The organism is Ferdinandcohnia sp. GQ5 (assembly GCF_059759275.1).
Genome location: NZ_JCAXEW010000013.1, coordinates 52,249 through 65,960 on the forward strand (window position 1 = coordinate 52,249; position 13,712 = coordinate 65,960).

Here is a 13,712-nt window from a genome sequence, read left to right on the forward strand (position 1 = left end):
TTAGAAAGGAACAACTCCATGAAAAATATCAGAATGATTTTTTTCAATGATCTCCGAAATACGTATACAAATTGGGTTGCAGCAGTTGTGATTACGGCTCTTATTCTACTTCCTTCTCTTTATGCCTGGTTCAACATTAAAGCGTCATGGGACCCATACAGCAATACAAACCAAATACCCGTTGGGATTGTGAGTGAGGATCAAGGGGCATCAGTAGAGGACAAGGAAATTCATATTGGTTCTGATTTAATGAAAACATTAAAGAATGACAACTCGTTTGAGTGGCATTTTATTGACCGCAACCTAGCAATGAAGGAAGTTAAGTCTGGCGACCTGTACGCAGTTATGATCATCCCCTCAGACTTTTCAAAAAAGCTTGGAACCGTCATCAGTGACAATCCTACGAAGGCAACTATTGAATATTATGTCAATGAAAAGGTCAACGCCATTTCACCCAAAATCACGGAAAAAGGGGCAACCGTGATCACCGAGCAGATTACCAGTCAGTTCGTTTCAACAGTAAATGGGATCATATTCGACGTTTTTAATCAACTCGGAACTGAAATAGAACAAAATTTACCAGATATTGAACGATTTCAATCCTTTATTTTTTTATTAGAAGAAAAATTGCCTTCCATTAAAACTACACTTGACGATGTTTACAGGGATATCATTCAAGCAGAATCAGTCATACGAGATAGTCAAGAATTGATTCCGAAAGTAAAGGACAAAACGAATCAAGCCTTACATACAATCGAGGATGCGAATACGTTCCTAACGAAAGCAGAAACTCGTTTTAATGAATTGTCGCCTATCGTAAAAGCGGATCTGACAAAGGTGCAAAATGCAACTCATCTCGTAGATGACTATATCCAGTCTGTAGATGTCAATCTTACAGAATTAGTGAATGCTGCCAACGCAGCCAAATTAGATATCGATAACCTACAAAACCTGCTAGCTGATTTGAAAAGCGTCGTATACAGCCAGGGTATCAACTTTAGTCAACTTGATTCACTCATGCAACATCCAGAATATGAACAATTACATGAAATACAGAATGAACTAAATCATTTAAAAGAACAATTCAATGACCAAGCCATAGTTCAAAACAATAATTTAGAAAATGCGATTACCAACGCAGACGCCTTAGAACAAAAAATAAATGATATTCAGAAGATAATTCAGGAAAACAAAGCGGAAATACCAAGCCTAGAGGAGATCAAAAGTTATTCAACAAACACAAGAGATCAAATCGATACATTCATTACTCAATACAACAATGAAATTGAACCGAGAATTCAAGCCCAGTTAAAAAATATGAAAGAGGTTTTACAAGGAGCAAAAGAGATCATAGTAAAAGTTCAAAAAATCATACCACAAATCGAAACAATCCTTAAGAACGCGAATGATCATCTACAAGAAGGGAAAAACACCATCGTGGCAGCACGAAATCAGTACCCTTATCTCAATCAAAAAGTCCATGAACTTGCCAAAAAAATACGAGATCTCAATCAAAAAGCTGATATCAATGACATGATCGAATTACTGCGAAATGACCCCGAGGCAGAACGAGGTTTCTTCGCCGAACCTGTTATTTTAGACTCCCACAAGCTATTCCCGCTTCCAAATTACGGGACTGGGATGACTCCATTTTATACAGTCTTATCATTATGGGTTGGCGGATTATTAATGATTTCACTTCTTTCGGTTGAAGCACACGGAGTTGAGAACATCACTGGCAGACAAGAGTATTTTGGAAAAGGATTCACATTTTTGGTGATTGGTATTTTACAAACCATTATCGTAACGATGGGAGATATGTGGATACTGGGAGTCGAGGTGAGTGCTCCCTTCTATTTTATCTTGTTTAGTGTATTTATCAGTGTTGTCTTTGTTGCGATGATCTACACCCTAGTATCTGTTCTTGGCAATGTAGGAAAGGCGCTCGCGATTGTGCTACTTGTTTTGCAAATCTCAAGTTCCGGCGGCACATTCCCAGTTGTCCTGTTGCCACACTTTTTTCAGTATATTCATCCCTACCTTCCATTTACGTATGCAGTTAGTTTAATTCGGGAGGCCGTAGGTGGCATTGTCTGGGGAACGGTCTTCAATAATATCTTAGTCTTAAGCCTATTTGGGATAGTAGCCGTTATTATTGGTGCATGGCTCAAAGAACCGCTAAATAAAATGGGGACCCCTATCAAACAAAAATTAAAAAAATCTGGACTGTTTCACTAAGTCCAGATTTTTTTATTTAGCTTTTAATTTCAATAGTGCTCCAAAATACTGGGAAGCAGGGGTAAGGTAATGAATCATATAGTTCACTTATTTCCTTCTTGAAATATACTATTATGGCCTTATTCCCTGTTTGAATGTGGTCAAAGCTCTATAACGATAGTTTAATCCGCGTGAAAAAATAAAAAAATCCCGATTAGTATAGGTTCCTACCAAACGGGATTTTAATATTCTGATCTAATATCGCATTTAACCTATGATTGGGGACGAAGGACCTGTCCCTCTGTCCCGCAGGAACCCCCAGTTGTATGCGATGTAGGTGGTCCATAGTGCTGAGAGGCTGCCAAATAGAAAGAAAAAGGTGGCTGAGAAGAAAGAACATACGACAAAGATAAAAGCGCAACCACTAACTATCACAAGGCCTTGCAAAATATGAGAAATCCCAATGATGAACGCACTTTTTATATATGTTAGAAGCTTCATGTCAAAATGAACATATATTGGAAATAAAAAAAGGATAGAGACTAAATAGAGTAGCATTAAGCCTAACATTGAAAATTTACCAAAAATAATATTTTGTTCCGAAAAGAAATGATAATTAAATAAAAGAAGGAATCCTACCGTTCCAAAAATGAGCCCTAAGGCTTGCATTTGCACAAATTCACATTTATATTTCTCCCAAAATAACGGAAAGATTTGAAAATCACGTTCTCCCATGACCCATTTTCTTGTTACATGGAACATGGCTGCAGTGGAAGGCATAATTCCAAAAATCCCTAAGCCTAAAATGGTAAAGACAATCCATAAAATATTGACATACACGAGATTCATAATCCATTCAAAAAGGACATTGATTCTACCTAATAATCCCACGTTATTTATCATCCGGAAACCTCCTTATTAAAAAGAAAGGTCTGCTTCTATGCAGACCTCCCTAATCATCTACTTACTTCAAGATCGCCAGCAACAATTGCATCTTGTTGCCGTAAATAACTTTGAAGTTCACGAACTGATACTTCGCGGGTTTTTACTCCTTGCTGGGCAGATAATGCTGCTGCCACACCGGCTGCTTGCCCTTGTGCCATGGAATGCGATTGAACCCTAGCAGAAGCAAGTGCTTCATGCGTTGCCGAAATACAACGACCTGCAATCAAAGTGTTTTCTAAACCAACCGGAAGTAGACAACGGTACGGAATATCATATGCGTCATCCAATTCAACCCAGACATTCTTTTTATCCGTCGGGCTATGAATGTCTACAGGGAAGCACCCCTTTGCAATGCCATCGTCAAATTTTCTCCCTCGTAACACATCTTCTTGAGTTAGAACGTAATCGCCAATAATTCTTCTTGTCTCTCTAACACCAACATGTGAGGACGCTCCAGATAAAACGGCCTTTTCAAACCCTGGTAAATACTTTCGGGCAAATTTAGTTAAGGACATCACTTGTTCTTTTAAATCTAAACTTGCTTGAATGAGTTCATTGTTGTTTAGCGCATTTACTTTATTCAATCTCGTTGCATTGAAAAGTACATCACCCTTTTTAAAATCAGAAAAGATGGTGATTCTTTCTCGTCCCAAATTCAGCTCCCCACTTTGCTGACCTTTCGCAACTAGATCATTAAAGCCCGTTACAGCTACCATTTTATCAGCAAAATAGTCTGGTAGATTGTCAGGAAGAACTGGGTATGTTAACCAAACAAACTCATTTCGATTCTTATCTGTATACTCGATAAAACGATCAATATCCACATAACTCATTCGAAACATGGTCGTTACAGGCTGGCTTAACCCATCTTGCTTCCGTCCAAATTCAAATTCAGCACCCGCCTGGACGGCAATATCCCCATCACCTGTACAATCAATAAAAACCTTTGCTTCAAGTGTACTGCGAGAAGATTTTGTCTTAATACTAACGGATTCAATCTTCCCATTATTACTTGTAACAGTGTCAACATATGTGTTTAATAAAAGGTCTACTCCTGCTTCAATGACCATTTTGTTCAAAACATATTTTAGGATTTCACCATCAAAAGGTGTAATATGACCACCTGTACCTTGCGTATTACCAGGATCATCGTAAGGACATTTAAGAGTCCCCGTTGAACCTTCATGCTTAACCAGTTCATCCACAATATCTTGGAACACACCTCTAATGACCTGTGTATCCTGGTGATAGTTTGTCATCCAAGGTCCTACCATACTAGCAGTTCCAGCTCCACCTAAAAATGGATTTGGTTCAATTAATACTGTTTTTACACCCATTCTACCTGCAGCAATCGCTGCGGCAACCCCCGCAGGACCGCCGCCTATTACTGCAACATCATAGTTTTTTTCAAAAGTCATCTGTTAGCAACTCCTATTCTAATGCGCTATCGATCGCTTTTTTCATTTCTGTTATTGCTTCATCCGACGTTTGTTCACCAATTAAGACCTTCTCACCTTGCTCTTCAACGATTTTTTGAATTTCTGCCAAGTTATCAAATTTTGTATCTACAACAATGTCAATATCTTGATTTAGTACAACACGTTTGAAAGAATCAACATCAAATAATTTTTCTGGATTTTCACCTAATACTAATTCAGCTACTTTATTTGGATCTGCCTTTTTCCATGCCGGTACACGTCCACCAGAAATAAGCGGTTCATTTCCTTCTGTCACATACCATTTAACGAATTTCCAGGCTGCTTCTTTATTTTTTGATCGTGAGTTAATTGCAACGAAGTCTAAATAACCTGTTCCTCCACCAAGATATTTGCTATCTTCAGTCATCTTAGGTGGTGGAGCAAATGCAGTCACAAAGTCGTGCGGGTAATCTTCTAGGTTTTTAATACTTCGAATAGCAGCAGTTCCACTCCAGTTCATAGCCGCTTTTCCTGTTAAAAATAAGTCAGTACCTTGCATTTTGGTTGCTTTCGCTTCTGAGAATGGTGGCTGTACCTTCAATTCACGTTCCATGTTAACCATTGTATCTAAATACTTCTTGAAGACTGGATGGTCTACATTACTTGTTCCATCTTCCTTGAAAAATGCATTTGAACCAAGCTCTGTTTTAACTGCCTTATCCATCCATTCATAGATTTTAGGTTCAAGATTTCCAACAAATGAACCCCAACGCTTGTTTGGACCCTCTCCTTGGGATAGGGTAGTCGCATATTCCACATATTCATCCCATGTCCAATCAGTTGGAACTTCGAGATTTGCTTCATCTAAAAATCCTTTGTTGATCGTGACAAAGTCGTTTAAGATAATGGCTGGTATATAGTGTGTTTTCCCATCAATTTTAACAATTGAATTTTCACCAAAGTTTTCTTCAATATTAAAGCTATCTTTCTCAATAAATTGATCAAGTGGTTCTGCCATGCCTGCTTTAATACGTTTATCAAGCTTATCAATACGATAATTAACAAACACGTCGACTTCCCCACCTGCTAGAAGGGAGGTTTCTAATTTGGTATTACCCGCTTCATCGTTAACATACCTTACATATTCAACTTGAATATCAGGATTCGCTGCGTTCCAGTTATCTACTGCTTCTTGTGGTCCACTTTCAGCAGGAACAGCTCCCCAAAACTTCAAATGAACGACATCATTGTCCGATTTTTCATTCCCTCCATTGCTTGATGAGCTTGCGCAGCCCACAACAAAACTAGAAACTAACAACATAAAAGCAATTAAAGTTAGAAACTTTTTCAATTAAGACACCCCTTACATCTTTTTGTTTATCCCTTTATACCACTTGCTGCTACACCTTCAATAAACCACTTCTGACACGCTAAGAATAAAATAAGGACTGGAAGAATTGCACTAACGGCCGCCGCCATCATTAAAGTATAATCCGTACCAGATTCATCTATAAAATTAGAAAGTCCTAAAGGTACCGTAAATAATTCTTCACTTGTGATAAAAATGAGCGGATTGACAAATTCATTCCAATTCAGAGTAAAGCTTAAAATAATGAGCGAAACAAGCGCTGGCTTTGAAAGAGGAATAATGATTTTTGTCCAAATTTGAAAATGATTTGCCCCCTCCATTTGCGCAGCCTCTGAGAAATCCTTTGGTATAGACAAATAAAACTGCCTTAGTAAAAATGTGCCCAATGCGGTGAAAATACCCGGCAAAATAAGAGCCCAATGCGAATTATAAATCCCCATGTAATTAAATAAAACAAATCTTGGAATGAGGGTTACTTGCTCCGGAATCATTAGCGTTGCTAGATACAAGAGAAAGATAGCGTCTCTTCCCTTAAATTGAATTCTTGAAAATCCATACGCAGCAGCAGAACTGAATATCACAATTCCTATTACAGTGATGCCTGTCACTTTAATCGAGTTCAAATAGTACACCCAAAATGGCTTCGTTCCAAACCAAACCTCTTTATAATTACCCCATTCAAACGTAGTAGGAATCCACTCAATCGGAAAAGTAAATACGTCAATTGGTTTTTTAAATGAGGTTGATAACATCCAAATAAAAGGAAGGACCATACTGAGCGCAAACAACAATAATAGTGATGTAAGAATAAGCTTCTTCCAATTTTTCCTCAGCCATGACACGTTCTGCGTTTTTACATCAACACTATTTTTTGTGGTTACAACTTGCGCATCCATCACACCACTCCTTTCATTAGTAATTTACCCATTTCTTCTGTCCACGCCATTGGAAAACGGTTACAAGAAAGACGATTAAAAATAATACCCAAGCCATTGCTGATGCGTAACCCATGTCATAAAAACTAAACCCTGTTTGATAAATATAAAAAGTAATTACGCTTGTGGCGTTTCCAGGTCCACCTTGTGTCATGATAAAGATGGCAGCAAATACCTGGAATGACTGAATAATACATGTAACGAGAACAAAAAACGAAGTTGAAGATAATAATGGTACTGTGATCTTAAAGAAACTTGTAATCGGGCCAGCACCATCTATTCTTGCTGCTTCATACAGTTCCTTTGGAATTCCTTGCAACCCTGCTAAATAGATGATCATGTTATATCCAATATTCATCCATATTGTCATAATGATAATCGCCGGAAGAGCCCAGGTTGTACTTGACAACCATCCAGGTAAATCCGATATTCCTAGGCTTGCAAGAAATGAATTAATGGGACCGTATGATGGACTATAAAGAATGGCCCATACGACAGATACTGCAACAATACTAGAAATATAAGGCATGAAGATCATTAACCGAATTGTTGACTTTAAAAAGACTTTATCGTTTAGAATAACTGCTGTGATTAATGATAAAATCATCGTACAAGGAACTACGACAATGGTAAAAACGATATTATTTACCAAACTCTTAGTAAACCATTCATCGGACCACATCTTGATAAAATTTTCGAAACCAATAAAGCGGATCCCCTTAAGGCCTTCAAGAAAATTCCAATCTGTAAAACTAAGAACTAATGAAAACAGAATGGGAATTAACGTTAAGAGGCCAAATCCTATTAAACAAGGAAGTATAAATAACCATCCAGTTAAAGCCTCTCTATGCGTACGAATCAACCTACCTCCACCTTTCCTAGACCTTTTGTATATCTTTGATTGTAAGTGAACGATAAAGAGATAGGTACCGACATATGTTTGAAGATGAGGGACTATTCCATGAACTTGAAAGCCCTTACCTACAATTCTTTGATATCGCACTCCAATTCACAGAAAAGTCATAAAAATAGTATCAAGTGAATAACTTGATACTTTAACTTAGACTAGTTTTTTCCATTTTGAAATTGTACCGGAGTTAAACCCACGTATCTTTTAAAGATTTTTGAAAAATACTTTGGATCCTCAAATCCTACTTGAGCTCCTACTTCTACCCAGTCTGCTTGTCGATTTCTTAATAGTTCCTTTGATTTTTCGACCCGAGTCTCCTGCAAATAATGGGTAAAGGTTTTCCCAGTTTCTTTGGTAAATAAATTACTAAAGTAATTTTCACTTAGGTTAACCAAACTAGCGATATCTTGAACTCGCAATGGATCCATATAATGAATTTTTAGATATTCAATTGCTTTTTGTATTTCAAATCTACTCTTTGAAGATTTTATTGCTTGAAGCATTTCTTGAATCACAAGATGAAGGCGGTAACACCATTCACGAAGTTCAAAGTACGTTTTGAATTGTTGAATTTGCTCAAATGGAGATTGACCTTGGAGCATTCCCTCAAGATTTCCCCCCCAGTCTCTTAACAACATAATATTTGTTGATAACCACTGGTACACACTGTCCCGTACAGATTGTGGGGGGATAGATTCATCAATTGCAATAGGGAATAACTTGTTAAAAGCATCGTCAGCTTTATCAGTTGCATCTCCCTCAATATACACTTGATAATCTTTAAGCGATTGAGACTCAAAGAATGTAGAGTATTCTCTTTTGGAGGGGTGTACTTCCTGATAGAGAATGACATGTCCATCTCCTCTATGGAATCTGTATTCATTTGCTTGGATAGCTTGTTCTAAGGCTACTTTTCGATTACTGACGTCTCCAAAAATTTTACTTAAACCAATAGAGGATTTATTATAATTCTTATGTAACAGCAATACTGCATTTTCAAGATATTCCGCATCTATTCCACTTATAAAGAATAGGAAATGATCCAATTCTAGCTCTTCAACTAGTGAAAAAGTTACTCCTTTGGACTGTTTCAGAATTGATTGGATTTCCGAGTAATCCATTTGATTTCCACTAAGAATACCTACCTGATACAGATTACTTTCCCTAAGAGATTCATCATCTACCATTGAGGTACCCAATAACCAATCTTCTAGTTTATGGTTCTGCCCATTTTTCGCAACTTGATTTTGAATATTCGAAGATGAAGTGTCACTTTGATCTATTGTATTTTTTAGATTTAAGACCACACGCAATAACTCCTCAGGCTCTGTAAGTTTATTGATGTAGTCATTGACACCTAAACGTAATGCTTCTCTAATGGTACTAAAATCATCTAGAACACTTAATATTAGTATTTTTATATGTGGAAGTTCTTGTCGAATTAAACGAATCATCTCTAACCCGTCCATATTCGGCATGCGGATATCTGTAATGACTATATCTGGGATATGCTTACGGATTAATTCCAGACCGGACTTACCATCTGAGGATTCGCCAATTAGTTCGATATCGTACTGGTCCCATGAAATACTTGAAATAATCCCTTTTCGAACAAATACCTCATCATCAATAATGACAATTCGAGTTTTCACTTAAAATCCCCCCTACAGCATTGCTAATTTACCATTGGATGACTGTTGGCTCTTCTAATAATGGTTAGAATCGTTTAACAGGTAATGATAATGTCACATATGTTTTTTCTTCTATATTATCACGCCATATCTTAATCCCATATTGTTCACCGAACATCATTTGAATCCGCTGATGAACATTTTTAAGACCTATACCAGAGAGTCCTTCATGTTTTTCTTTTTGTATGTCATTCATTAATTGACTAGCCTTCTCTTGATCCATATTTTTTCCATTATCTATAACATGAATTTCTAGGATGTCATTCGTTGATTGAGTGCGAATTTCCATTGTCCCCCCATGTAAAAACAATCCGTGATTGTATACATTCTCTACTAAAGGCTGAAGGGACAATTTAGGAACAATACAATCTACAGTATCAGGATTAATTTCTTCAATCACCTTAATTGAATCACCAAAACGATATTTTTGTATCGTCAGGAAGGCTTCAACATTCTCAAGCTCTTCTTTTAATGTAATTTCTTCTTGTCCTCTATGAATACTCATATCTAGTAGTTGTCCTAATGACATCAACATTTTAGTTATATTTTTTGTTCCAGCCATAACTGACATCCACCTTATGGTATTCAATGTATTATAGAGAAAATGGGGATTGATTTGTGCCTGGAGTGCTTCTAATTTAGCTTTTTCACGATTCCTTTCAAGCAAAACTCGCTGCTTTACATTATCTCGTGTCTGCGAAATCATTGTATTAAAACTCTTACCTAGGAGCCCGATCTCATCATTGTTTTTACTTGTAAATGTAACATCTAAATCACCTTCCTCGACTCGCTTCATTGTCTCACGAAGTTTGATTAAAGGACGTGTCAGCATGGTTGAAAAAAGAATAATAATCCCGATAAATATAGCCATACTTACCAACAATATAATAAAGACGATATTTTGAATTTTGCTGACATCCGTAAATATTCCATCATGGGATACAATTTGCAAAACCCTCCACCCCGTAAGTGGGATATGATAGGTACTAACAATCGCCTTCTTACCGTCGACCTCCCAATTAAATGTATCAATTCCCCTTGTAAGTGTTGGCTTAATATATTGATAGATTTGGTTAATATTCTTGCTTTCATCACCTATCATACTTCCTTGTTCATCCACCATAAAACCGTAACTGTCAGGAATATTCGTTCGAACTTTTAAGATATTAATATAGTTTTCAACAGGCTCACTTATAATTAAAACTCCTAAATTCTCGGTTAAACTTTGACTTTTGATCACCCTTGATACAGTTATAAACCCCTCTTTTTGGGGATGAATGTAATTTTCTTGGTTCAATGACCACACCATGAAGCCGTTTTGATCGACCGTCTGCTTATACCATTCCGAACGAAGGATTCTCTCATACGACGATTCCGAACTTCCCCAATTTGTATACATATTTCCATAATTATCGATTAAGGTTAAATAGACATTATCTGATATAAGAGTTGTGGAGATTTCGAGGTATTTATCATTAATTAGTTTACTAATATCAAGCTGCTCTCGTTCGGTCGTGTATGGTCGCTTTAATAATTCACGAATATGATCCTCCAACACAATTGAATTCGAGGCATACATCATTGCTTTTAATTTCCGCTCAATATTCATATTTACCTGATGTAACCGGTCAGACGTGGTTGATTCAATTTGATTGCGAAGTACATTTTCAACTTCTTTATATCCTATTATACTTGCTGCCAAAATAGGGATTAAGATAAAGGTAATAAATGCCACAATAAGCTTTGTTCGTAAGCTGATAAATTTCATAAAATCCCCCTACTACACATTCATTAAAAAATCGCTTACATTTCGTTTTCCTGAATATATATTTCGACAAATATCTACTATATCCTCTAACAAGCATGATTGGCTTTAGAAATGGGCAGGGTTTTTAATCTACTATGTAAATAGAGTAAGCGTGAGGTTGATTGCTACCATTGTTCCTTTCACCTAGTAATACTGTCCTTAAAATTCCATTACACAAGAAAAAGGGCACCTTCATATTTGAAGATGCTCTTTACAAAAAGGATGTCTATTTAAAAACAGTTCAAAACGTACAATGCAGCCCCTTCCCTATATTTGGATAGGGACAGAAGATCTCTTTACGAATACCCTATCGTTTTAAGGAGAACTTTTCTTGAACACTTCTATTAACCAAGTATTTTGGTAGTTGCCCTTTTAGGACATCCACTACATTTTGTGCGGTTTTTTGTTTTAAATCCATTTCCGACTCCTCCGAATAAAAGGCGACGTGCGGGGTTAAAAGGACATTCTCCATCCTAAGTAGTGGATGATCGCTATTGATTGGTTCTTTTTCCAGAACATCTAATGCAGCCGCTGCAATTTTTTTCTGTTCTAAAGCTTCAATGAGTGCTTGTTCATCAATGATAGGTCCACGTGCTGTATTAATAATACATGCCTCTTTTTTCATGAGGTTAAACTGTTCAAAGCCTACCATTCCCCTTGTATGTTTGTTAAGCGGAGTATGAATCGAAATAAAATCAGAACGTCTGCACAGTTCATCCAATTCCACTAAATCAACATTCATTTCTTCAGCAACTTCAGCTGGAACAAATGGGTCATACGCAATCACTTTTAATCCAAAGGCTTGGGCCTTTTTTGCAACATTTCTCGGGATGTTCCCAAAGCCAACAAGACCTAGGGCTCTATTTTTCAATCTATAAATCGGTTTACTTACTTTATAATCCCATTCGCCACTTTTTACAGAGTTATTTAAAGTTACTATTTTTCTTGCCAATGTTAGTAACATAGCAACGGCATGGTCCGCCACTTCATCAAGACAGTAATCCGTTACATTGGTGACGAATATCCCTTTTTCAGTTGCTGCATCGATATCAACTGTATCAAACCCTATTCCATATCTCGCAATCACTTTACAATTTTCTAATTGATCAATGACACGCTTGGTAAAAGGTGCATATTGGTGGATGATGCCATCTGCATCTTTCGCGATATGTATGACGTCTTCCTCGGTTTTACATTGCGCTGTTATGATTTCTGCATTTAGTTGTTCTAACACTCTCATCTCAGGCTCGAGTGTACCATATTCATAATCCGTGATGACGACTTTAAACTTTTTCATTTTTCGGCACCCCTATGTAATAGATTGAAATGCAGATGCTAAAACAGGAAGGATGAGCAACCCGAGTGGGCCAAGAAAATAACCTCTGACCCACAGGAGCTATGTCACTTAATCAACTACTCTTTCTGGTTTACCCGATTCAATCGACTTATGGGCAGCACTAAGGATTGCGGTGACATGATGAGAGCTTTCAAGGCTAATGTGGGTAGGTTGATTATCGAGTACGCAATCAACAAAATGTTCGATCGCTAAAGGGACAGCGCCTATTCGTTTACCCCCGATTTCAAAGTTTAGTTGGTTTCTTGGAGTCGCAAACCCATCAGGGCCACCATATTCGATATTCTCGATTTTTCGATCGAGGTAAATAACCTCTTCTTCTGTAACCACTTCGACAAAGGAATCAACAATTGTAGGATATGTATTCGGATAGATCCAGCAGGATTCAAAGGTTGCAATCGCCCCGTTTTCATACTTTGCCTGAATCTGGACTGCATCAGGGGTATCTATCCCTTTCCCTTTAAGTACTTTATGAACAGCTGTCGCATAAACCTCGACTACCTTTGAGTCAAATAACCAGTTCATTAAATCAATATCATGTGAGGATAAAAAATAAGCCGGCGATGTTTTATGCGACCATGTAATCATTTCTGTTGGGACAGCGATTCTATCATTCTTTCTGGCATAGCCCATAATTGGAGACAGATTTTTCTTTTGCAGTAGCTGTTTTGCCTGAGCATATGAGGATAACCATCGATTACTGAATAATGTCATCACTGTTAGGTTCTTCTGTTGGGCAAATGCAACGATTTCCCTACTTTCTTCAACACTTATGGTTAAGGGCTTTTCTACAAGCACATGCTTTCCAGCTGCCAATGCATCCATCACAATAGAAAAATGCGCGAAGTCTGGAGTAGCTATACTTACCGCATCAACGTCCTCTGTATCTAGCATTTCCTGATGATTTTCATAATACGTAACACCAAATTGATCACTTATCTCTTTTCCACGAGTGGGGTTCGGGGTTGCCAACGCTTTGATTTGGCTTCGATGGTATTGCTGATAAATCGTCATGTGCTGCTGCCCCATGATTCCTCCACCAATTTGTCCTACCTTCAGCATTTTA

General features: G+C 37.4%; 10 protein-coding genes. 1 reads left to right on the forward strand and 9 read right to left on the reverse strand.

The features are described 5' to 3' along the window. The first annotated feature begins 18 nt into the window (after window positions 1-18). Window positions 19-2,238: a YhgE/Pip family protein gene (locus tag AC6CHV_RS16315; protein WP_341333081.1), complete on the forward strand. Its 2,220-nt coding sequence runs from the start codon at window positions 19-21 to the stop codon at window positions 2,236-2,238. Window positions 2,239-2,484: 246 nt separating this feature from the next. Here the strand turns inward: AC6CHV_RS16315 and AC6CHV_RS16320 are convergent, their stop codons facing one another. From AC6CHV_RS16320 to AC6CHV_RS16360, 9 genes are all read right to left on the reverse strand, one after another. Then, window positions 2,485-3,120 carry a YesL family protein gene (locus tag AC6CHV_RS16320; RefSeq protein ID WP_341333082.1) on the reverse strand — a complete coding sequence of 212 codons (636 nt, stop codon included), beginning with the start codon at window positions 3,118-3,120 and terminating at the stop codon, window positions 2,485-2,487. A gap of 53 nt (window positions 3,121-3,173) precedes the next feature. Next, a complete protein-coding gene (locus tag AC6CHV_RS16325; RefSeq protein WP_341333083.1) occupies window positions 3,174-4,580 on the reverse strand; it encodes an FAD-dependent oxidoreductase in 1,407 nt (468 codons plus the stop codon). Window positions 4,581-4,593: 13 nt separating this feature from the next. Beyond that, entirely contained in the window at window positions 4,594-5,931 is a 1,338-nt protein-coding gene (locus AC6CHV_RS16330) for an ABC transporter substrate-binding protein (RefSeq protein ID WP_440272384.1), read from the reverse strand. A 26-nt stretch (window positions 5,932-5,957) separates the two neighbouring features. After that, on the reverse strand, window positions 5,958-6,845 hold the full coding sequence (locus AC6CHV_RS16335; RefSeq protein ID WP_121445622.1) for a carbohydrate ABC transporter permease: 888 nt from the start codon (window positions 6,843-6,845) through the stop codon (window positions 5,958-5,960). A 16-nt stretch (window positions 6,846-6,861) separates the two neighbouring features. Continuing rightward, the gene (locus AC6CHV_RS16340; RefSeq protein WP_341333086.1) at window positions 6,862-7,746 is read right to left on the reverse strand and encodes a carbohydrate ABC transporter permease; all 885 of its coding nucleotides are present in this window, start codon (window positions 7,744-7,746) and stop codon (window positions 6,862-6,864) included. A 203-nt stretch (window positions 7,747-7,949) separates the two neighbouring features. Then, entirely contained in the window at window positions 7,950-9,446 is a 1,497-nt protein-coding gene (locus tag AC6CHV_RS16345) for a response regulator transcription factor (protein WP_341333087.1), read from the reverse strand. A gap of 64 nt (window positions 9,447-9,510) precedes the next feature. Then, a complete protein-coding gene (locus AC6CHV_RS16350; protein ID WP_341333088.1) occupies window positions 9,511-11,253 on the reverse strand; it encodes a sensor histidine kinase in 1,743 nt (580 codons plus the stop codon). 346 nt (window positions 11,254-11,599) lie between these two features. Then, entirely contained in the window at window positions 11,600-12,589 is a 990-nt protein-coding gene (locus tag AC6CHV_RS16355; protein ID WP_440272385.1) for a C-terminal binding protein, read from the reverse strand. Between the two features lie 108 nt (window positions 12,590-12,697). Further along, the gene (locus AC6CHV_RS16360; protein WP_440272386.1) at window positions 12,698-13,708 is read right to left on the reverse strand and encodes a Gfo/Idh/MocA family protein; all 1,011 of its coding nucleotides are present in this window, start codon (window positions 13,706-13,708) and stop codon (window positions 12,698-12,700) included. Between the last annotated feature and the right edge of the window lie 4 nt (window positions 13,709-13,712).

Excerpts from the sequence above, each read along its gene's own strand:
- AC6CHV_RS16315 (WP_341333081.1), top strand. The coding sequence starts at position 19 with ATGAAAAATATCAGAATGATTTTTTTCAATGATCTCCGAAATACGTAT.
- AC6CHV_RS16320 (WP_341333082.1), bottom strand. The coding sequence starts at position 3,120 with ATGATAAATAACGTGGGATTATTAGGTAGAATCAATGTCCTTTTTGAA.
- AC6CHV_RS16325 (WP_341333083.1), bottom strand. The coding sequence starts at position 4,580 with ATGACTTTTGAAAAAAACTATGATGTTGCAGTAATAGGCGGCGGTCCT.
- AC6CHV_RS16335 (WP_121445622.1), bottom strand. The coding sequence starts at position 6,845 with ATGGATGCGCAAGTTGTAACCACAAAAAATAGTGTTGATGTAAAAACG.
- AC6CHV_RS16350 (WP_341333088.1), bottom strand. The coding sequence starts at position 11,253 with ATGAAATTTATCAGCTTACGAACAAAGCTTATTGTGGCATTTATTACC.
- AC6CHV_RS16355 (WP_440272385.1), bottom strand. The coding sequence starts at position 12,589 with ATGAAAAAGTTTAAAGTCGTCATCACGGATTATGAATATGGTACACTC.
- AC6CHV_RS16360 (WP_440272386.1), bottom strand. The coding sequence starts at position 13,708 with ATGCTGAAGGTAGGACAAATTGGTGGAGGAATCATGGGGCAGCAGCAC.